General features: G+C 45.3%; 11 protein-coding genes. 5 read left to right on the top strand and 6 right to left on the bottom strand.

Going from position 1 to position 22,697, the window contains the following annotated elements:
• Position 1 precedes the first annotated feature (1 nt).
• From pstA to NX720_RS04805, 3 genes are all read right to left on the bottom strand, one after another.
• Entirely contained in the window at positions 2–910 is a 909-nt protein-coding gene (gene pstA / locus NX720_RS04815) for a phosphate ABC transporter permease PstA (RefSeq protein ID WP_262599761.1), read from the bottom strand.
• Positions 907–1,773 carry a phosphate ABC transporter permease subunit PstC gene (gene pstC, locus NX720_RS04810; RefSeq protein ID WP_262599759.1) on the bottom strand — a complete coding sequence of 289 codons (867 nt, stop codon included), beginning with the start codon at positions 1,771–1,773 and terminating at the stop codon, positions 907–909. The genes pstA and pstC overlap by 4 nt, the downstream gene beginning before the upstream one ends.
• Positions 1,774–1,914: 141 nt before the next feature.
• Positions 1,915–2,757 carry a phosphate ABC transporter substrate-binding protein gene (locus NX720_RS04805; RefSeq protein WP_262599758.1) on the bottom strand — a complete coding sequence of 281 codons (843 nt, stop codon included), beginning with the start codon at positions 2,755–2,757 and terminating at the stop codon, positions 1,915–1,917.
• A 178-nt stretch (positions 2,758–2,935) separates the two neighbouring features.
• On the opposite strand from NX720_RS04805, the gene arfB reads away from it, so the two are divergent.
• Positions 2,936–3,349: an alternative ribosome rescue aminoacyl-tRNA hydrolase ArfB gene (gene arfB, locus NX720_RS04800; protein ID WP_262599756.1), complete on the top strand. Its 414-nt coding sequence runs from the start codon at positions 2,936–2,938 to the stop codon at positions 3,347–3,349.
• A 541-nt stretch (positions 3,350–3,890) separates the two neighbouring features.
• Entirely contained in the window at positions 3,891–7,427 is a 3,537-nt protein-coding gene (locus NX720_RS04795; RefSeq protein WP_262599755.1) for a WD40 repeat domain-containing protein, read from the top strand.
• A 14-nt stretch (positions 7,428–7,441) separates the two neighbouring features.
• On the opposite strand, the gene NX720_RS04790 is transcribed toward NX720_RS04795, so the two are convergent.
• The gene (locus NX720_RS04790; RefSeq protein WP_262599754.1) at positions 7,442–7,621 is read right to left on the bottom strand and encodes a hypothetical protein; all 180 of its coding nucleotides are present in this window, start codon (positions 7,619–7,621) and stop codon (positions 7,442–7,444) included.
• Between the two features lie 243 nt (positions 7,622–7,864).
• Between NX720_RS04790 and NX720_RS04785 the strand changes: the two genes are divergently transcribed.
• Entirely contained in the window at positions 7,865–8,425 is a 561-nt protein-coding gene (locus NX720_RS04785; protein ID WP_262599753.1) for a hypothetical protein, read from the top strand.
• 13 nt (positions 8,426–8,438) lie between these two features.
• On the opposite strand, the gene NX720_RS04780 is transcribed toward NX720_RS04785, so the two are convergent.
• Positions 8,439–9,581, bottom strand: coding sequence for a hypothetical protein (locus tag NX720_RS04780; protein ID WP_262599752.1), 1,143 nt, complete (start codon positions 9,579–9,581; stop codon positions 8,439–8,441).
• Between the two features lie 153 nt (positions 9,582–9,734).
• Between NX720_RS04780 and NX720_RS04775 the strand changes: the two genes are divergently transcribed.
• Entirely contained in the window at positions 9,735–9,917 is a 183-nt protein-coding gene (locus NX720_RS04775; RefSeq protein WP_262599751.1) for a hypothetical protein, read from the top strand.
• A 203-nt stretch (positions 9,918–10,120) separates the two neighbouring features.
• Positions 10,121–11,836 carry a hypothetical protein gene (locus NX720_RS04770; RefSeq protein ID WP_262599750.1) on the top strand — a complete coding sequence of 572 codons (1,716 nt, stop codon included), beginning with the start codon at positions 10,121–10,123 and terminating at the stop codon, positions 11,834–11,836.
• Between the two features lie 86 nt (positions 11,837–11,922).
• Here the strand turns inward: NX720_RS04770 and NX720_RS04765 are convergent, their stop codons facing one another.
• Positions 11,923–22,386 carry a TcdA/TcdB catalytic glycosyltransferase domain-containing protein gene (locus NX720_RS04765; RefSeq protein ID WP_262599749.1) on the bottom strand — a complete coding sequence of 3,488 codons (10,464 nt, stop codon included), beginning with the start codon at positions 22,384–22,386 and terminating at the stop codon, positions 11,923–11,925.
• Between the last annotated feature and the right edge of the window lie 311 nt (positions 22,387–22,697).

Here is a 22,697-nt window from a genome sequence, read left to right as displayed (position 1 = left end):
ATCATTTAGCCTTGAAATATTTGGAAATCACACGGGTCAGGATGTTCAGTCCCAGCACAATCAGCACCAGAGTGGTAGCCGTGGCATACGCCTGATTCCATTCACTGATGGAAAACAGTTCAGTGGTCAGTTTATAAAGGTGTACGGTCAGTGTACGACCAGAGTCGAATACAGAGTGGGGAATGCGTGCCACCATGCCTGCCGTCATGAATACGGGGGCTGATTCACCGATAATCCGGCCAATACACAGGATGATTGAGGTGATAATGCCGGGCAGGGCATTGGGCAGAATCAGACGCCAGATGGTGTAAATGCGGGAGGCACCCAGAGCGTAGGAACCTTCACGATAAGTGTGAGGCACTGACATCAAAGACTCTTCCGTGGTGCGAATGATCACGGGCAGAATCAGGATACTCAGGGTCATGGCTCCGGCGAGAATGGAAAAGCCCATGCCCAGGGTCGAAACAAACAGAGTCAGACCAAACAGACCGTAAATGATTGAAGGAATGCCTGCCAGGCTTTCAGTGGCAAAGCGAATCATCTTAACGACTCTGCTGCCGGGCTTTGAGTATTCGGTCAGGTACACCGCCGCCATAATGCCTATGGGCGCAGCAATGGCGAGGGACAGGCCCACCATATAAAGGGTGCTGACGATCATTGGCCAGATACCGGAGGTGCTGCCGGTCCGGGAGTAGTGGCTGGTCAGGAAAGTCCAGTCAACATGGGCAATGCCGTTGCTGACGATATGCCAGAGAATCCAGGCCAGAATGCCCGTGGTTCCGACGGTAGAGAGTACGATCAGGGCAAACACTATATTGTCCTGAATGCGTCGTTTGTTCTGTCCTGCTCTCAGGTCAACAGATTCTTCTGTAACCGCAGGAATAGACTGTTCAGAAACCAGAGTGGTCATTTGGACACCTTCTTACGGTTGAGATACAGCAGTGCGGAGTTCAGCAGCATGATAAAGATAAACAGTACGATACCCGTCGCATACAGGGCATTGGCATGCAGGCCGCTGGCATAAGACATTTCCAGTGCAATGTTGGCGGTCAGGGTTCGGGAAGGTTCCAGCAGTCCGGCAATCATGGGCGCATTACCCATGACCATGATAATCGCCATGGTTTCACCAATGGCACGGGCAATACCCAGAATGACACCGGTAAGGATACCGGAGCGGGCAGCCGGAATAACCACCTTGAATATGGTAAATATTTGCGAGGCACCCAGTGCCAGGGAGCCTTCCCGGTATGTTTTCGGAACCGCTCTCAGGGACGTTTCAGAGAGGGTGATAACGGTTGGCAGAATCATGATCGCCAACACAATAATACCGGCCAGTGTCGTGTTACCGGCAGGAATATTAAAGACCTGTTCGATCAGCGGTACGATGACCACCAGGCCAAAAAAGCCATAAATAACAGAAGGAATACCTGCCAGCAGTTCAATGGCTGTACGCAGAGTATGAGCGACGCGCTCCGGCGCAATTTCTGCCAGAAAGACTGCGGTCAGCAGTCCCATCGGTACACCAATCGCAATGGCACCAGCGGTAGAGAGAAGCGATCCGCTGATCATGGGCAGAATGCCAAAATAACCGGGTGGGTTCCAGCTGGAGCCGGTCACAAAATTTCCAACACCAACGCTTTGAAGAGCCGGTAATCCTTCAATAAAGATAAAAACGGCAATGGTGGCTACGGCAAAGGTGCTGACCAGGGCACTCAGGAAAAACAGGCTGTGGAACGACTTGTCGATTCGAACCTGTCGCATGTTGGGCGTCATGGTAAGTGTGGCTCTCTAATAACAAGATAAATACAGTACTCATCCTGTTGCTGGCGAATACTGTATTTTTTCTCGCAGGGCTTATAACTAATGGCCGGTGAACCTGGTGTTCAACGGCCTCTTAAAAGCGCTCTGACAGAATTAGATTACGGAGATGTAACCTTTTTCCTTCACAATCCGCTGAGCTTCTTCAGTCAGCATCCAGTCCAGATAAGCGTGGCTGGCTTCACTCTGGTCAGCGCTCTTGAACATCAGTTCAAATGGACGTGCTACGCCGTAATCACCGCTGCTGATGTTGGCAGGTGTTGCTTCGACTCCATTGACAGACAGGGCTTTCAGGCTGTTGTCGACAGAACCCAGAGAGATATAGCCAATGGCAAAGTCATTCTGTGCCACCGTGGTTTTCACGGCACCGTTACCGGCGGCTACCTGGGCAGAAGCTGAGATAGCAGAAATTTTCTTGCCATCTTCAGTTTTCATCTTAAGGGACATAATGTCTTCAAAAGCACCGCGGGTGCCGGAAGCCGGGTCACGGGTAACAACAACAATCGGGCTGTCAGAGCCGCCTACTTCATTCCAGTTAGTGATTTCGCCTTTGTAAATGGCAGAAATCTGGTCAGTGGTCATGTTGGTAACGGCATTGCTGTTGTTAACCACCACGGCGATGCCATCGTGTGCCAGGGTGATTTTCTTAACACCTTCCGACAGTTCGCCGTCTGCAACTGAGCGGGAAGACATGCCGATCTGACTGGTGCCGTCGTTGGCAGCACGAATACCGGCTGAAGAACCTGTACCCTGTACTTCAACCACCACATCAGGGTGGCTGCCCTGGAATGTTTCACCCAGAACTTCCATCAGTTCAGTGACAGACGTAGAGCCGGAAATACTGATAGACTGGCTGGATTGTGTTTCCGCACCCCCGCAGCCCACCAGGGTCGCAGCAACACCGATAGCACCCAGAGTAGACAGAATGGCTTTTTTCACGTTATGGCCTCTTTAATTGACTTCTCAGCCAGTGGCTGTTTGATTGTAAATCAGAAGTAAATTGATAGTGACGCTGAGAGTAGGAAGGTTATATGACAGGAAGGTTTCTCAAATATGACAGAAATATTACAAAGTACGAAAAATTGATCTGGATCAACAGGTAGCCACTTAATTAATAATGATCAAAATATCTCAGAATGTTCTCCTCAGTGATGAGGAAGTCAGTATTACTTTTATTCGGGCCGGGGGTGCCGGTGGGCAAAATGTCAATAAGGTCTCGTCTGCTGTTCATTTGCGTTTTGACAGTCAGGCCTCATCCTTGCCGGACTTGTATAAAGAAAGGTTACTGAAGCTACGTGACCAGAGAATCACTCAGGATGGCATTATCATCATCAAGGCACAGCGATTCCGTACCCAGGAGAAAAATCGGGAAGATGCTTTGTCGCGACTGGTTGAATTGATTCAAAAAGCCGGTGCAGTTCAGAAAGCTCGTCGACCGACCAAACCCACCCGAGCCTCCAGGACCCGGCGCATGGACAAGAAGAGCCAGCGTGGTCAGGTGAAGTCACTGCGTGGCCGGATTAAGCACTGAAAGATGACTAAGGAATTGTCCCGAAATAACTTCCGGATTTCTTTTGAGGCCATGGATGAGGGATAATAGCCTTAGCAGTAAGAAGAAGTAGGAAGTTACCTTGAGTCATTATAACAATACGTACTTATCCACTAAGGGAAGCAGCAGAACATAATATACCGCTGTTGGCTTTTGGCTTTTGGCTTTTGGCTTTTGGCTGTTGGCTGTTGGCTTTTGGCTGTATGAGCAGCTAATAGCCAAAAGCCAACAGCCCGGTAAGTTATTGAATGCTGCGCCCCTAAGTAAAACAGTCGGGATTGTGAGGAGTGCAAGAACAGGGTTTTGGAGGTTGGGCATTCTTTAATGCGTCATTTGAGATTGATGCTAATCTTGGTTTGTTGCTTTTGGGTGATGTAGATGCTCGTTGCACTAAACCATCGGGTTAGTCTTCGAATCATCCTCAAAGCCATCTGAATAATCTTGATTCGCAGGAGACCAAACTTGAAGATGTCAAAGTTATTCGTGCGTACCATATTTTCATTTTTTTTTTATTCACTTTTCCTTGTCCGCCCTGTTTAACAGTTCATTGATTTTTGCTGCCTCCGACAGTGTTGTTTGTGAAACCGTTGGCGATTTAACTTCAGGTTTTCCGGGAAAGGCGTTTTTAACAGACAGTCGTCAGGTGTGTTTTAAAACGGTTGACGATAACAGAGCGGTTTTCACTCCATCTTCTGCCAGTTCACTTTTCTATTTCCCGTCAACCGTTTTATCAGCTGTCGGAAGCGCCGGCGTTGTTTTTTCAGGCAGGTCCGGAGATGTATGGAGCCACAAAAACCAGTGGCTGACGGAATCACCTTCTCAGGCATCCGTTTTAGAAACATTGTTAAAAAACAGATTGATTCCTGATGCTTCTTTTTCCAGAGAGGTGAACGACAGAAAAAGAAACAGGCTTGAGGGCGAGTTGGAGCGGGCGATTGTTAACTGGCAGCAACTTGTTAAAAAACCGTCTTATCCTGCTGTGGCTATTTCTGTCAGCGATGCATCTATGCGGGTAGTCATTACCCGGAGCGACATTCTCCGGGGCACCAGCCTGGCTTCTCTGTACGAAGAGCTGATCAACATCCAGACGCAAAGCTATCTCGCACTACTGGATACTGAGGCGCTGAATGACATTGCAGGTATTGTCACTGGTGGTCTGGTGGCTTCCGGAAGTGGCGGTGATGGTGACGATAATGACAGCACTCATTATTCCTTCGATGCCGAACCCGATGCTGAGCCGCTGGTTATGGTGTATGACGACAGTGAGTATCCGGCGCAGGATTCAGCGGAAGAGCTGATCGCGAAGAATCAGGAAAATAAACGACGACTGTTGAAAGTCCTCAGGAAAAAAATGCAGCAGTCCATAGCTCTGGGCCGTGCTGATCTGGCCCGGATTCTTGATAACAGAGTCATGCTGATTGAAGCTGACCTTGAGCACCTGAATGATTTAGAGACGTCATCAGCCGGAATAACGGAAAACGATCAGGGTTCTCTGGGGATTTTGTCATTCCTGATGGCATCGCTGGTTACTGATAACCAGGAACTGCAGCAGCGTGATGACAACGCCCTGGTACAGACACTGTCTCAATACCCCTTAAGCACTGATTACCGGAGCGTTCTTATTGTTTCCAGTGAGTTAACGCACGAAGAAGCCCTGTTCTATGACCGGTGGCAAAATACGGCCACGGGGCTGGTTTACCGGGCATTGAAAAGACGACTGATGCAACAGTTGCGGTCAGAAACAGACGACATTAATGTGTCAACACAACAAACTGAGCCTATGGTTTCCGGTCTTAAAGCACTGGTGCATCAATTCCGGGAGATGTTTTCAGCTGATCTTTCAAGCCCGTACGATGGCAGGCAGGTACCCCATCAAGGCAAACATATAGGAAAACAGGAGTCTAACGCAGCCCGGGCAGCCGGAGACGGGCAAGAAATCAGAGTGAGTCGTAACACCCACACAAATATAGCATTCCAGAGCTATGAGGGGCTTAATCAGGAAGGCGACGAAGGGGATGAGCCGCCTCGAAAAAAGGTACATACAGGAAGCAATAATTGCCCACTCTGCAACCACGGAGTTTGCAGTCAGAAGGTATCAGGAGCCGATGGGAGTGCCTTAACTGCAGCAGAAGAAAATGAGAAGTTACCGAATAAGTGCTTTAACAAGTGTATAAAGGAGGATTATGCAATAACAATTGCAGACGCAAAACGGTATCCGGAACTGATTAGAGCTATAGAAGCTGACCCACAGTTTTATATCGATATCATCAACGCCTCCCCTGGGGTAGTTAATACTGCAAACTCATTAGACAGTGAACCAAAACTCCCTTTGAGGAGTTTAAAATCGGAAAATATATTGTCCGATTATCTTAAAATTATGATCACTGCTCCGAAATTCCAGTTAAAAAAGCTAGCAGAAGCTAAGCATTCAATAGGGGCTTATGGTGGGCATGGAAAAACGATTATAAAAATCCAGCATCTGGGTAACAGCCGGATTTTCAGTCAAAACGTTGTGGATATAAAAGTCCTTCTCAGTAATGCAGATGAATGCTTGCAAGAAGAAATAATCAAGCAGAGGCATACTTCATTTAATGCATATAACAAGAGCTCGGTAATAATCAGTCCGGACGAACAGCATTTATTGACTTTAGACGTACATTGCAAACTCAGAGTTTACAATCAGCAAGACGGTGGATCATGGGTAGTTCGGGGTACAAGCGACCGCTTCAGGCATGGCTGGGATGATGCCGCAGATTACGACTACTACGAGGATGATCCCGGCTCAATGGATTCTGAGGATGATGAATACAACTCGCTACATCCCTGTCCTGTCGCCCGGTTTCTCGGAAACAGACACCTTCTAATGCATAATACCCATAATCTGGAGATTTGGACGAATATTCCCGAAATTAAAGAACCCTTGATTAAAAGCCATATTTCAAGCTGCGTTATCAGCTCAGATCAGCAGCTGGCCGTAAGCATTGATCGCAAAAAACTCAAACTCACATTCTGGACAACCACAGAGAACGGCAAGCTGGAGCAATTTGTTTATTCACATAGTAAGGAAATTCAAGACGGCTCATTGTTGATTGCCCCCAATGCACATTATGTAGCCTTTCGTGATAGTAGTAATGCCATCACTCTACTGGGTTCAGATGGAAATAACGGGTGGTTACAACAAACGTATTTCATCAGTGACAAACCTGGTGGCCATGACAAACTCCCGTTTAAGACACAATTCAGCGATAACAGTCGTCACTTACTGATACATAACCGCAAGGCTCTTTACGTCTTGAGTCTGAAAGCGGATGACGTCTGGTTTGAAAATGAGCTATGGCACAGCCAGGAAATAACAGCAGAGTCAGAAAGTCTGCCAAAATGTTCAAAAATTGCCTCAATATGCATCAGTTCAAACAGTGATCGCATAGCAATCGGCACATACCTTTGTCCACCTGGTACCAACGACAATAATTATTTACGCTATTCTCGTTCACAGCCACCAACGCCCATTGGAGAGTCATCCATCGTCGTATGGGAAAGGGAAAGCGACAGTCAATGGAAAAAGACAGGTAACATCCAGACTGACCATGCTGTTACCTACTTATTTTTCAGCGCGAGCGGTCGTCATTTAGTCAGCACCAGCCGGGCAATCTTGAATCTTACCAGAATTATGGGAAGTTATTGCACTCCGCAACAACGCATAGTGTTCACATGGATAAAAGATGCCTGGCAGGAGACCGGCCGTTTTATTAGTAAGGATGGTGGCTTGAACACTCAGTTCTCACCCGATGAAGTTTATATATTACTTACGGGTAATCATCATGAGAACGACGACGATCGCATCAAATTTGACCATAGTAGTCTCCTTATTGCCGGTTTGGGCACCGATGACCATTGGCGCAAGAAATTATTACTGAATGAAAAAGTGGTCAGCCGCATCATCAATAAAGGTAAGTATATAGTCACAGGAGACAGTGAGGGCAAAATCAAACTTTATATTCTGCTGCCACAGTGGGATGCAGCTAAACCTGCAGATTTTACTGACGAGACACAACAGTAAGCAAGGCAGGGTATTTATGCAGCAGAAGGTGTGGCTGACTTGAACCAGTTACGACAGAACGCCCATGAATTAAATGGTGGGCGCTCAGCAAACCCCATTTTCAACTCCTTTTTATTTCCTTGAATACTAAAGCCTCCAATACTCAGGAGGCTTTCATGAACAGGGACCAAAAACGCCAGTACTGGCTCAATCATATTGAAGCCTGGCAAGCCAGCGATTAATGAAGGCAGCACCGGGTTCTGTCTCTACTATAAGCGTCTGGAAAAAAGCCGCTTATTCCTAATGAGCCGTTGTCACCCATTGGTCAGTCTGGCTAACAGGATGGTTAGTTAAACTGCGCAAAAGCTGAGGGGCTGGAACTTCTTACCTGAAACTCACTCTATTGTGGTAACTGTCTTTAGGCAACAATATGAACGTGAGAAGAAAAGGAGTTCGCTATGAATCCATCTGCTGTTGCAGCTCCCATCAAAAATATGCTCAATAGCTACGGTCGTCCAATGGCAACGATTCTGGCGGGTGCATTAGGGCGCAGTGTCGGTGTGCAGTACGGCCCCGGGATTGTGAACTGGGCTGTCAACCGAACGGTCAATGGTATTCTTCCAAGATTTTTTCTTCGTAATGCCGCCCATGCAGCCATTGGCACGTACTATCCTCTGATCGGGCAATTAGCACTGGGAGGCGCAGTGGCCGTGTGTCCGGAACCCGCCAGAATCGCCCAAAGCTGGACAGGGTACAAATTCAACCGTGATTACGAGAATCAGCTGAAAACCTTTGACCCTGAGCTGTTAACGCTAAAGGCCACCGGGGAAGGCTGGCTGTTGTGTGATGACCTTCAGAAGACATCCCCCATTATTGAAGATGACATTGATACGGAATCGTTTGAGTGGGTTGAAGACGAGGCAAAGAATTTGCCAACGCCTGCACAGATGGGCAGGCCCGGAGTGTTTGAAATGGATGATCTGGCATCTGTTGAAGGGTTTGAGTTTATTGATAATTGACAGGCCAGGGTCATTACTCTGACCTGTTCGCCTTAACCTTGCGGATATGAATTTTATTGCTGATGCCATTAACGGCCAGCAAAAGGGTGTAGTTAATGATGTACTGAACAGCTCCATCAATATCATGGCCTATCAAAACGCCAAAATGTGGTGAAATGATGATAGCGGCATCCTGAATAACGAAGAGATACAGACCTCCCAGGTTAAAAGGTGAGGGAATGCCTGAATATGTGAAATGAAAGCTTCTGACTCCTCGCCTTAGTTCGTTGTTAATATGATCAACCAGACGGTTTGCTATTGTCTGTGCCCGCTCAATATCTTGCGTAAAGTTGTCAATCTGATAATAGGGAATATTTTCCTGAGATTCAGGATTTCTGGAAAACTGAAAAACCTGTTCCCTTACCTGTACGGCATACTGGGAATAAATGTCCATCTGGGGATTGCTTGGATGCCTTTGCAGGCTCCTTAATAAAGAGTCATAGATAAAGCTGAAGTTCCCCCTTGCCCATTCGAGCGAGTGACTGGTTTCTACGGGACTTACCAGCGAATCAAGTGAATGGAAATTGTTTGCTTGTACTGTACCGAGAGCGATTTGCAAACTGTTTTGAAAGTCTTCTATTAAAGCTGTTGCGTCACTTTCAGCATAAGGGCGGGGGCCAGCTCCTACTTCCTGAACAATATTTAGGATTTCGATGTGTGACGTTGCCTGGTTGAAACGCTGTTGAGTTTCTTTATTTCTCCTGTCTAATTGATTTATTTTATCTTTAGCCTCGGCAAACCTTTGATGGAGTAAATACCATTCATTAATCGTGGGAGTAGAGGAGTAAGTGGCATACTGGTTCGGTGTTAGATTTACCCGGTTGACAGTAGGAGCTAACTGATTTGTATTCCTGCCAGAACCTGAGCCTGGTGCTCTTTGAGGGTGATAAAATCCCAAATTAACCACGCCGGAGAAGGCATTCGATGACCGCGACTCAGGCGTTCTAAGCGGATGATACAGAGGGGCAGAGGGCGGCAATGAAACTGATCCTCCCTGAAGGTAGATAGGCTGAACTACAACATAACCATCGGTTTCAATTTGACCATCTGCGCCATTGTTTGATGCATCGGGGGGGATCACTTCTATGCTACTGTCTGATTCTATATTGGAGGGCATAGAGTTTTCTCCTGTATTCCCCGGATAGCTGCTCATTGACTGATACAGTGATCCTGCGTCATGACACGGACAGAATTCTGAATCGGAGCGGCACTTTTCACAGACAGCCTGAGCCACCAGTGAGAGCGTGGATAAAAAAAGCAGGACAACAGCATGGGAGAATTTCATCATCGTAAACATTCTGTTTTCTCTTACTTAGTGGGTCTGCCGGAGTTCTTAAGGCAGGTGAGAGCTAAGGCTAGTACAACTTTAATAGTGGTGGATGCTCTTTTTCTGCAGCTATTGCAGCGTTTTGGCTGGCATGAAGTTATTGAAAGCCAGGGGCAGGCAGTGTAAGTCCGACAGACTCCGGGGCTTTTCAGGTGTCTCTATAGTTCTCTGCTACGCTGTCTACTCCATAAACAAATAAAAAAGGTACTTAGGTACCAAAAGGCTACTTATCAGGAAATCAGAGCCGGATGAAGATAACGACGTGCAGCACAGTTTTATTCCTGCTCATGTGGGTGTCATTTGCCCAGGCGCTGACTAACACATACAACATGAAACCGTCGGAAGTTTCCCCTGAGGCGGCACTGCTTTCCGCCACTTTTATGTACTCTTTAAGTGTTCTGTTTCACGAGCAGCCGCTATCTGAAGCACAGAAGGACCCCGAAGCACTTTTTGGCCAATCCTTTTATAGCAAAACTGTTCCTGTTGACACAGAAGGGAAGGATGCGTCAGGCAAACAAAGTAAGCAGGAAGAAAACAGTAAAAAAAGCCCGACGGGGCAACAGGCATCAGACCACAGGAGCAGTCATGTTTCCGGGCGTCATCGCAGCAATGGTGATGGAGAGCAGCCCGCTTCATGCCCCCATGCCTGTGGTCAGAAAACCTGTCCGGCTTGTGGCAATAAACCCTGTGAATGTGTTCACTGTCGGGGGGCTGAATCAGTAACGACTCTCAGACAGGGTAAAGAACATTTGCCTGATGGGTTGGATCGTCGGAGTTACTGGGAGCGATATGGACATATATTTTGTAATCGTCCTGCAGAGTTTAAATGCGACACCCAGGAGGATTGCTCACGAGTATGCAATTTTCACCCGGACCAGAGGCCGTTTTCAGTTATTGGTGCGCAATCATTGGGTCCTGATCATGAGTTTTTAACGCTTTCTTATCACGGAATAATTAATACCTGGCATTTACAGGACGGACAGTGGGAACTGCAGAGTGAATATATTCCAGAGGATTCGGTGATTCTCTTTCAGAATGCTCTGATCGTAGTGATCGATAACCAGGTGATTGTTTTCGGTGACGATACACTGGTTATTTTTGAGCGTGATGAGATCGGGCGATTAACAGGTCACCACATTCTTGCTGAGTACCTGACCACCGCCGGTGTGCTTTCGGATCAGCGAATTGTTACTTATTCTCCCAGAGGGCGAGGGCTTGAAATATGGCGTCATAGCGGTGGGCAATGGGTGGCGACCCCGCTGACAGATGATGTAAATCCAGTCGACCAAATTCATGTCCTTTCTGACGGGACGTTCCTTACTGTTTCTACAACAGAAAGTTCTGTTTCAGAGTCATCTGAGTCAGAAGATACTGACTCAGATGACTCCGGGCTGGATGAGCCTGACGTTTCGGAGTCCGACTCAGAGGACATTATCCGGAGAGAAAACGTTCATCTGCAACTCTGGGAAGAACGGAACGGGCAGTGGACTAGCCGGGAATATCTGACAGCCAATGATGTCCGGCAGTCATTTTTTCAGGTTTTACCGGATAACCGCCTGCTTGCTGTTATTGTACCGGCGGATCAGGATGGTCATGCTCAGTTCTGGAACGATCACACAAATGTCTGGGAACCGTTAACCGGGTTGCCTCTTGGGCAATGGAGCATAATTAGTCTTTTGTCCGAAGGAAGAATCTGTGCCCAAAGTTCCGATAGTCGGGTTATACGCCTATTGTCCAATGAAGAGGAACGCTGGGAAGCATCTGATCTGGAGTTACCTGCCGGTTTTTCTCTGGTGCAGGATCGCAGCCTGACAGCCTGGCAAAATATAATTGGACTGAATGAAGACCAGCTGGTGGCCACGATGATTTCGGATCAGGCGGATTCACGGGAAGCCATTATTTTATGGACCCGGGGAGACAGTCACTGGAATCATGTTATTTTAGGGTACAGTGATTTTCCTGTCAGGGGCATGGCCTCATTTTTTGAGGGGGAGCTGATAACCTGGGATGAAAAAGGGCTCATTAACGTCTGGACGTTAAAATAGCGTTTTTTCACCACAGAGATCGCACAGTCTGAAAGAAAAAGTGTTTTTCTTTACTCTGCGCGCCTCTGTGGTAAAAAGGAAATCATTTATGAAAAAGATCCACCGACACTGGCTGTTGCGTTAGCAGAACGGCTCATCAGAGTACTGGTCAGATAAGGCGATGATGTCTGATGGTTTTCGGCGGTAAAGCCAGACATATCGCCCTGCGTTTCCCTACGAAAAACAACCATATTTTGTTTCAGTATCCCTAGCCGTTGTTCAACCTCGGCCATGTGATCTTTTTTGACCCTGTTCTGCGCAATGTAGTCCAGTGCACTATCGATGCTGTCTTGGACGTGGCTGACAATATCTTTGGCGGGTTCGCTCCTTTCTGTTGTACGCACTGATGGGTCAATGGTTTTTGTTTCTCCATTGGTGCTCGCTGTTGGGCGTATCAGTGTTGTTGTGGGCTCTATCATCGTATCAGGGCGATCAGCAAGGGTTGGGGTCGCGGCTAAGGGTGCTGTAGTCATGGTTGCTGTTGGTTGTACGGGGGGGGTGATGGAGGGGGAGCCTTTCAGAACGCTATCACCGTTAAACCAGCCGTTAACATTATCCACCCTTTGACCGTTGCTGAAAAAATAGATGGCACTCAGGCTTTGCGGTGATAACCTTGCGATAAAACGATAGTGCGCTGTACCAACAGAGGTATCCCGAATAAAAATATCAGTTGCTCTATCCGGACTGTCTGCTTTTTGGTAGCCGGTGTTTCCAAACGCTTTAAAAAATACGGGTTGAACCTGCCCCGGATTCAGATCCTCAATAAGCAGTGTAATATTTCTGGCTTTAAACAAATCAGCCCGTGAATTTTTAGATACAATGACAGACATCCTGCCCAAAGACGGGTTCACCATGACTTTGGTATTTTTCGAAAGGTCCAGAATATCATCACCCGAACCGCTATCCACAGTAACCGGAGCAGGATTCAGGATGTGCCGAATCGCCCTTTTCTCTGAGGTGTACACTTTTCCTGTAACTCCTTGTTGTTCACCCTGAAAGACCTGAATAAGGTCATCGCCCAGCCCACCCTGAACGGAATACGAAGCACGGCTATTTTTAACCATGACAGGGATGATATTACTTAGAGCATTCCCCATAAATGTAAATTGTGATACTGGCACTTTCCGGGCAGAAATCCACGTCAGGGGGCGCTCCGCTAACCAGTCACGAACTTCGGTGAGGGTTTTATATCCATCGGTAAAATAAAACCCACGGTAACGGCCTAAAGGCTTAGCGGTCAGTAAGGTAGCCAGCGAGGGTTCCTGTACATACTGACCTTTGACCAAAAGGGTTAACTGAATCGATGTGCCACCTCTCCCTGAACCAAGAATAAAGGGAGATTCGGTATTATCCATTTTATTCAGATGAAGGTCTTCAAAGGCATAAGGCAGTGCCAGATATAGGGAAGAGCTGAGTGTTTTACCGTCCGCCTTTTTCATGAGGGTAAGGGTGAGAGCGCAGGGTTTTTCAGGAACAGCCTCTATTTTATCAATCAGATGACCCTTATAGGTTATGTGCCAATGTCTGGTATATGTTGTGGGGTACGCTGTGAACACCAGAGAGATATTCAAATCTTTTTGATCCAGATTATATAGTTTTGCATACAGTTGTCGCGGTAATTTTTGTTGGTACCAGTCAGGGTGGAATTTTAAATATGTGTTTTTAGTGTGTGGCCTTTCAGTTTCTTTTGAGGTGGAAAGATAAACCGGTATGTATCTGTTGCCAAGATCCGGACTGTTAATTAAGAACGAAGGAAAGGGAACAACGTCTGCCGGTGTATTTTGAACGACCATTGCTGGAGAAGGGGCAGCACCTGACAGTGTATTTTGAGTCGTTATTAAGGTTTCCCCTTTGCTGGCAGTGGATGCAGGATTGATAACGATTTGTTTTCTTTTATTTCTTTTATTAAATATAACCTTGTATTTAGTTATGCCTTTTGTGTTGAAGGGCTTGATGTCTTTTAGAGTGTATTCGTCAGGAATATCAATTTTTAACAGATAGTCTTTATGGAGAGTAAGCTCAGCCTTGTTTTCTAACAAACTCAAACTAACGGGGAGTTGCCAGGGCGTGAGAGAGCGTTCTTTCAATTGTTGCAAAGACAGCTCAAGGCCATCGAATACCAGATTCGTCTGGCCGGTTTTAAATTGTAAATACTCGTCCTGATGTTTGTTCGTGGCCTTCCAGGGCAGGTACAGGCTGTTCCCGGTAAAGGCATGTGTCAATATTAATGACTGTTTTCCCAGCTCAGAATAGAACTCATTGGCCGAAAGGTGGAAGGTAATCGTCTGCGTAAAACGGGGAGTGTCTGTCGTTGCGCTTTCTATGATCGCCGTATTATCAATGGTGATGGTTTTATAGTTCTCCATCATTGCGCGACTGATCGTATAGCGGTCATTGCCTCCCCGGCCTGACAAATGCAGAGTCCCCTTTTTTCTGCCAACAACAATGTCTGGGAAGCGATCATCACCCGCTGTACCTACAATGGACAGAGATTGTTTATCCTCGTTAGAGGTGACCTTGGCAAAATTCCCTGCTATGTGCTGGTCAGTCTGTTTTTGGTAAAAAAGCGTCTTGCCCGAAAGGTCCGTAAACCAGGCGGTAGTATTTTGTCCATCGTTGCCACTGCCAATAAACAGACCTTCCCCTTTGAAGGCGTAAGTCCCTGTTTCTGCCAGCGACGATTGGGTGGCCTGCCAGACACTGATATTCAGGAGATCGTCGGACACTTTGACATTGATAACCGGAGCCGTACGGGTGAATGGCAGCTCAGAAACGGCTGTCACCAGAGGTTGCAGCGTATCTTTCAGGGCCCGGGTCAGTACATGTATGCCACATCCCTCCAGGAGCTCTTTAGCATCGCTGATGGATTGGATTTTTTTATCCGGGTTTTTGGTCACCTCATTGACAATGCTTTTGCTGTATTCATAAAAATTTTTGGTGATATCCATTTCTATCAGAGTTTTTGAATCAGTATCGACCCGAAATACATTGCCGGATTCATCGGTTCCATACAGTTGCTCATGACGCAAAAAAAGATGCTGATATTGGTATGAGTCCTTGTTATACAAGGCCATTGGCGGAAAGTAACGTTTGCTATCTATTGCATGTGGCGACTCATTTCTTACTGGCAAAACCATTGTTGCAGAAGGTCTTACAAGCGTTCTGCTGGGTTGTATAGGCGTTTGAGTTATCCTTGTTTGGGAATTTAGAGCCGTTGTCATGGTGTAACGGCCAGGTAATGGTTCACTTTGTATTGGTGAAGCCATTGTAGCAGATGGTCTTTCAGCGGTTTTGCTGGGTTGTATGATAGTTTGAGATAAACTTTCCTGTGGGTTTTGAGTCGTCAGGTGGTCAGGCAATGTTGTAAAATAAACTTGTCCGGAGATTTTGTTATAGCCATACAATATGTTTTGCGATGCATCAAAATCAAAAAGAGCAATGTCTTTTTGGGTCGTGTAAATTCTGCGCTTATCTTTGATATACCAGCTGCTTAGTACATCACTGCCAGATTTTAATGATTTCGGGATAAACTGAAAAACAGGTAAAAAAGAAGGGACAACGCCAGAGTCTTGATATAGGCCAGTAGTATAATGAGAAACGATGTCCTGTATTTTTTTCTCAAAATCAGCATCTGTCAATTTCAGCCATTCCGGGTGAGGGTTAATGGCAGTAATACTCCAGTACTTTATGTTCGGCTCAATAATTACATTGTGGCTTTTTAAGGACGCCAGATTGTCAAAGGTGTTTTTGTTGAAGTTGAAGATTAATCCGTTGTTATTAGTGATTTGAAGCTCACCACGATTTTTATGATAAAAAATGTGGTGTACAAATAGATATTCTTTATTATTTTCTGTCCCAAAACAGATGTAAATCCTCCTTGGATGTCTTATTGCGACTGGCATTATATTATAATCACACGGAGTTTGAATGGAGAATATTCCATTGTGATTTCTTCGGTCTTTACTGTTGTATCTTAGTAATAAATAGGTGTCACTTTTTTTGGGAGAGCTGCTTTTGCAGTTGTGATTTAAATGAAATGGCAGAAAATCATAGTTTGGTTTTGATATACAATCGGGTATGGATTCGATATTTTGCATTCCTTTTGGTACCTTGGTTTCCCAATGTAAGGCAACAAACTCACGCCTGCATGGGTTCCATAATACAGCCTGACCTCGCCCTCCCATGGCGTCCGGGTCATAAAATCCTGTTCTGAATGGAAGGTTTGGATGCAGAATGGCAGGGATAATGCGCTGAGGGCTGACAACTTTACCTGAACGCAGTGCATCCTCAATCATCAGTTTGTTGGTGTGTTCAATATTTTTAATTTCTGATATTGATGCAGTGTGCTTCAGGTTGCTCCAGTCCATCGCCAAAGGAACGACTCTTGGCAGTTTCGGGAAGTCCGTTCTACCACTGTCAATAAATGTTAATTCATAGTAGTTATGATTAGTACTTTTTAATATATATTCATCATGCTCTCCAGCTTTCAGGCTGGCTTCAGAGTAAGTGCCGGGAACTCTGAATAGCCTCAGGCCATTGACTGGGTTTAAATAATAAAATGAATGCCTGTCCTCCCTGGTAGTCAATAAATACCAACCTTCACTGACAGAACCCGTGAAGATATCTGCAGTAAAACTGATATCTTCACCAGCAGGAGTTTCACGCATTAACACATAATCATCTTTATAGATATATTTTTGAGTCAATGGTGGAAAAGAGAAAGCCATGTCAAACTTAAGTTCTTTTGGTGTTTCTGGCTTCAGGTCGTACCATTTCCATTTTTCCAAACTGATGAGTCGTGGTGGAGGAATAACATTACTGTCTTGTCCATCATAAGCCCGTTTATATTTTCCCAGTAGTTCAGGACTAACATCTCTGGCTGGGTAAAAATATTTAAATCGACCTGACACTGTATCAAAGGCATGAATAGTTTTGCCTTCACTGGAAAATACAAATATGGGTAAAGATTTTTTTCCAGGCGTTCTTTTCAGGTTGTAAAAATTAAATAGCCCCTTATTGTCATTATTATTCGTGGTCAGGTAAGCATGGTCCGCATTATATTGATACTGACTTAACTGGACGTTAGAATTCTTACCCGTAATAACAATCTGCCAGGTTTCTTTGCCATCGTAGTGAATATTGGCTTTGCCTTCATAAGGGGTCACCACCCTATATAGCTCAGAAGTACCTGGATAAGCGTGAAAGTTAAATGTTATTTTTGTATCCGGTATTTTAAATTCCTGCTCATAGTTTGCCGTATGTACGGTGAATGTCTTACGGGGGGTGGTCTTTTTAAATGGATTATTTACGTCGTTTAAAACAAAGACCTGTGTATGTTTGTTCTTACAGGTTTCCCCCTGGTTGCCAGGCCCATCCGAGAGCCTTATTGCGTCTCTCTTTCTTCTGCGGCGTCCTGCTATAGGTGAATCGGGTACTCGCCAGCGATAAACAAAACCAAAGTGAGAGTTAATGCTGTCTGTTCCGGAATATCCGGCGGATGCATACATAAGCATTTTCCAGCCGTTTCTGCCCGACTCTCCCCAGCCCCAGGTATTGGCACCTGATACACTAATAGGGTCGCTGTCCCATTTGTTGACCTCTATATCCCCCATGGCGGGTAAAATAACTTTTTTTATTTCCTGGTCAGAGAAGGGTATGTTCGAATTCTCTTTTAATTGTTTTAAAACCCTGTTCTCTGATAAAAGATTAAAAGTATCATCAAAGACCTTAACATTAACTGAGGGTTTGTCGGCGCAATTAACACCGTTTATCCGCCGGCTTACCGCAGGATCGGAGCCAGAGAAAGTATCGTAACGGTAGTATTCATTCCTTATCTCATGAATTAATATCTCCCCATACTGCACCGTACCCTGGGCAAAATTAATGCCGGTTGTTGGTGCCAAACGTAATGAATCGACGGTAACGGGCTCCAATACCTTTACGTTTTTATAGTAACCCGAAGAGGTACATAAACGTTGCCAGAATTCACATTTACCGTTAACCCATTCTCTTCTTATTTTTCCAAGCCATTTTCTCGTCTGGACAGGTCTGGAAAGCAGGTCCAGTGTCTTTGTTTCGTTATTCCAGGCACCGTCAAACACCAGGTCGTTATATAACTGATCCCACACCTCCATGTTTTTATAGAATTCGCTTTCCCAGGCATCCTTTTGCATGAAATGCAGCGCAATGATCGACGCGACTACTGTCAGAGGAAGGGTAATAACACCGGCCGCCGTCGAAATGGCAACGGCGGTTCCGGCACTGATAAGTGCCCCCCCAAGTACCTGGGCACCCAAAGCGGTCAGGCCTGTTACGGTCATTGCCGTATTGAGGCCCAGCATAGTGCCGGACTGTTCTCTGCAGGATGCAGTCTGGCAACGACTCAGGCTGGCCGCATCAAAGCCCATTCCAATACCGCTGGTAATGACATTTAATAAGGGGCCTGCTTTGCTCACACTCTTTATCGCCAGTGTGGCCGCCGTTCTTCCGCTAGCGCTGGTTGTCTTTGCCAGGTATTTATTAAGAGAGTGAACGATTCTTTCACTCAGGCTTACCGCTTCTTTCCCTGTTTTCAGGGCGACACCGTATTTACTTACCGTCAGAGCGATGTCTGCGACTTCAAGTAGCTCGCTGAGTGTGCCGTACACAACCTGGGCTTCAAGCAGCCGGCGATCTGCGGCGGAGAGGTCTGGCTGGTTTTCCATTCCCTGTGCAGCACTCTGTGAGCGCAATTCCTGATAAATCATCATACTGACCGAAAGGGCAATACCGAGCCCGTCACTGGTCTTGTCCATACTACTGCCGGTGGCAGGCTTACGTTGAGTATCTTCCAGTACCTTTCGGTTGCTCTGTATATTTTTATTTACGGATTCGATGGAGTTAGCCAGCAGAGCATCGGTTAACTCGATGGTTTGATAATTTTTATTGGTGGGGTTGTAGAGTTTTATTGTCCATAATTTTTGCCCCGGGCGTTCTGCTTTTTGTAGAGAGGCAAGAACCGGAAAAACATCAGTGCTTAACGAGTGCCGTTGATAAAAGGGCTTTAACCGGCTTTCAATTATATCCAGATGATGCTCTATGGTTTCGAATTCATGCGCCTGCCGGACTGGCAGAGAATTAAAAGCTGCATTTTCTTTACTCTTGATCAGTTCATACTGAGGCTTTGGTCTGGCCTTTTGGTTCTGAGAATAAAATACGGTTTCGACAATGGGGTTGGTATTCTCTAATATCGGTCGGTCAGTAATAATGGCGCCTTCCAAACCTCGTCTTTCAATTTTCATTGAACTCCGGTCGGGTGTCATTCCCTCCGGGTTAGCCGTACTGTAAATAACTGAATCACTGACCGAATTCAGCGATTTGAGACCGCTATTGTCAATAAGCGTTGAAAGCGCTTCGTCGGTCATACCGGTGGCGACAATCCCCAGTTGACCAATATGACCGCCCACTGTTAAGGATTCGATGACTTTTGCAGGTAGCGAGCCCGACAGCGATTGAGAGGTTCCAACAACCGTTACTTTATTCGAGCGCCCCCCTGCAATCAGATAGACGACCTTGCCAGTCGTGGAAACCAGAACGCCTTTATCAGGAATAAACTGCAATACATTGACACGGGCACCTGATTTATTTGCCATAGCCTGTGCCGCGGAAAAGGACGCATCATCTAAAGCGATGACATTGTGGTGACCGATTTCGCCTGATAATTTATTGCCCGCATCAGCGCGGAGCAAAGCATTCAGCTTACGTACTACTGTAGTCAGGGCAGAATTGCTCCCGGTGTCAACCAGGGCTATATTCTTGTAATTATCTTCAGCCATAAGAATCTGTGTTTCGTGGTCTGATAATGACCATAATGATTCTACGGCGTCATCGATTTTTCTTGCACAGCTTGTTAATGACCGTTTTTTTCTTTTTGAGGCGCAGGCAGAGTCTGGTAGTGGATCTTCGATTACAATAGATTTGTAGTCATCAGGGTAAACCTTGGTTGAGCTATCGGATAAAGTGTTCAGTTGAATTTTTAAAAGTTCAAAACGCCCTTCATATATTCGTTGCTTAAGTCTGTGAAGAGCCGCTTCTCTATCAGGTTGTTTAGCGAATATATCATTTAATATTGTTGATGGATTGTTTGTTACAGTTTTCCCTGATAAAACATACTGAAAATCATAGTATCTGGAAACCTTATCGATCAATTCCTGTGAAGATGTAGATTGTTTAGCAAGCTCTAAGGTGAACGCTACCCCTTCAACATATCGACTTAGGCTATGGGCAACCTTGATCTTCCCGGTAAAATCACCTTCCTGCATACCTAGTGCCAGAACATTTGTGTTTGCAGGTATTGCTACATTCCCATTTATTAAATCCGCAGTGAGCCTGGCCATTATGTCATCAGGAAAAAGAGGTCTCTCTTTCAGAATCAGTTCTAATTTTCCAATCTTAAGACGTTCATTTGTCTTTTCTTCGCTCATTTGTTGGACCGGTACACCCGCTTTCATCTCTCCTGAGATTTCACCCTTATCATTTAACCATGTGTTCAGAACGGTACTATCGCTCCGTCTTTGAAATGTTTCAATTTGTCCATTTAAAAAGTTATATATACTAGAGGAAAAGGGATCAATGGAGATTTTTAAGTTACGACTTGATACAAGTCGAAATGTTCTTCCTGATTCATATAGAGCCTTTAAAAGCTTACCACCATAGGAGTTTTTTAGATCATCGGGATTGATGTCATAATTTGGTTTTACATAAATATGAGGTTTTTCTACTCTACAACTAGAAATCGATATTTTTCCTCCTTGGCTACCGGCAGGAATTAACGGTGCAATAATGTTCTTGGCCAGGACTTCCGGTTTAAAGGAGTCTACTTGCATAAAATTCCCATGTCCAACAATTATAATTTTTGTCTTTACTCCTACTGGCCGGTACTTTCCTTCCATGGTAACGAACTGACTTGTCTTATCATCCCAGAGCAGCCATTGGGTGTGGTCCGGGTCTTTCAGGTAAAGAATGCTACTTGCTTTAAGAATGATAGAATCGTAATCTAAAGTGATAATGACTCGATTGTTGTACGTTCTTGCTGTTTTATTAAGTCGCTCTTTTTGAATGAGAGCCAGATCGTAATCACGTCCCGTTAACGCTTCGGTATCTACCGTGAATTTAAACTCTAAAGAAAAAACACTTGTTTGGCGGAGCTCTATATTTCTCTGGTAAGCAGCGATACCCAACCAGTGACCATGAACGTCTGTTTCCGGATAAAGACCTCTGTATTTGAAGTTTTCTATTGCTTTTAATACAGAGTTAAAATAAGCCTTTCTTTCTTTGTTAGTAGGCGTATTGATTTTACTTTTTTTTAAAATTGTATTAAAAAAGTTCTCGATCCGATCTGCGTTGAGAGTTTCCTTGCCGTAAAAATTACGGGATGTTTGTTTGCTCAGAAACAGGAATTCTTTTTTAACAGCCTTTAGTATCGGTGCGTGAGCTTTGGCACCGATTATCATGATTTTTGAGGAAAGCCCCATGTTTTTTTCTGCAATAAATACAGATTTATCAGTCAGATCAATAAAGTTTATCGGCTTGAAGATATGATCTATGTTCGCATTCGTGACACACTGTTGTATTTGATCCGCTATCTTGGTGTAGCCTGATTTTTTAAGTTCATTTAAATAACCGTGTTTATCCTCCTCTGATAATTGCGAATTGAATGCAATGTGCTCATTGCCGGGTTGTTTTTCCACGCGATCAAGCAATGACTCAAGCTTGGCTCCCTCTACCAAAGGTCTGTGAGCTGCCGGAATATTCTCGAGTTCATTTTGCAGGGCAGTAAAAACTGCTTCATTTATTTCGGGCAGAATATCGAAAGGGAGGGTGACTCCTCCGTTGCGGGTTAGCACAGAGAGTTGGGCGATTTTCTCCCCAAGAGCCGTATCGTTATACTGATAGGTGGCACTTTCGTAATACTCCTGAAGTTCAGGATCGGTACACTCCTGTATGCTGCGGACATTGACTCCATTATTTTTTAGTTCTTGTTCTATCTGGTTTTGGGTGGCACTAATGGCTTCAAGATCCTCTCTGTTGATATTGTGTTTTGTTATCAGCCACTCAGCAGTAGCTGTTTTTCGGCTGTTGTCTTCTGAGTCTGCCCGTAAATAAGCTATTAGGGTTTCTGCACTTTCCTGAGCATTCCTGAATAACTGATAGACGTTTTTATGGGTCTTCACTTGCAGACTATTTAAATATCTGGTGTTCTCCTGCGAATAGATTTTCTCAATCTCATCATTGGTTTGTTTAGACAGTACCTTTGATTTCAGGCCATCATAATCACTTTCTCTGTCTACCCATATATTAACGGTATAACCACTGTAACGGTTCCAGAGATGGATAATGCTCGCCTGACGCCGGGTCAGTGGCCTGACAGAAATTATGTGTAGGGCTCCCTGGTTATCTTTTGTTTTTTCGACCGGGTCTGACTTGTGATCTGAGGCTTTATTTTTTTTGAGCTGATTCTTTCTTTTAGGCATGACCTTAATCCTGAATTGCGACTACAAACATCGGTAGCAGCTCGTCCCGCTGATTACATGCCTCAAGTCGTAAAATTTGACACGAGGTTGCTTCCTGGTCTTGTGTGTCATGGTTTGCAGCGATAGTTAACTTTAAGTATTAATCATTGATGGAATTAATCTTGCGGGTTCATCTCACACGGTCAAACTTGTTATAGCAAACGACAACTGACCATGGCTACTGAGATGAATCCCATAAATACTAGTACTATCAAGAACACTTTGCAGAAGTATTTCTCAGAAAATGAATTGAACCTGATGGCTGAAGAGTT

The sequence above is a fragment of the Endozoicomonas euniceicola genome (assembly GCF_025562755.1).
GTDB lineage: Bacteria > Pseudomonadota > Gammaproteobacteria > Pseudomonadales > Endozoicomonadaceae > Endozoicomonas_A > Endozoicomonas_A euniceicola.
The sequence above is the reverse complement of the archived record's forward strand: the minus strand, read 5'-3'. Positions and strand labels throughout refer to the sequence as shown.

Coding starts and splice junctions, on each gene's coding strand:
- pstA (WP_262599761.1), bottom strand. CDS start 910: ATGACCACTCTGGTTTCTGAACAGTCTATTCCTGCGGTTACAGAAGAA.
- pstC (WP_262599759.1), bottom strand. CDS start 1,773: ATGACGCCCAACATGCGACAGGTTCGAATCGACAAGTCGTTCCACAGC.
- arfB (WP_262599756.1), top strand. CDS start 2,936: ATGATCAAAATATCTCAGAATGTTCTCCTCAGTGATGAGGAAGTCAGT.
- NX720_RS04790 (WP_262599754.1), bottom strand. CDS start 7,621: ATGATTGAGCCAGTACTGGCGTTTTTGGTCCCTGTTCATGAAAGCCTC.
- NX720_RS04785 (WP_262599753.1), top strand. CDS start 7,865: ATGAATCCATCTGCTGTTGCAGCTCCCATCAAAAATATGCTCAATAGC.
- NX720_RS04780 (WP_262599752.1), bottom strand. CDS start 9,581: ATGCCCTCCAATATAGAATCAGACAGTAGCATAGAAGTGATCCCCCCC.
- NX720_RS04775 (WP_262599751.1), top strand. CDS start 9,735: ATGGGAGAATTTCATCATCGTAAACATTCTGTTTTCTCTTACTTAGTG.
- NX720_RS04770 (WP_262599750.1), top strand. CDS start 10,121: ATGAAACCGTCGGAAGTTTCCCCTGAGGCGGCACTGCTTTCCGCCACT.
- NX720_RS04765 (WP_262599749.1), bottom strand. CDS start 22,386: ATGCCTAAAAGAAAGAATCAGCTCAAAAAAAATAAAGCCTCAGATCAC.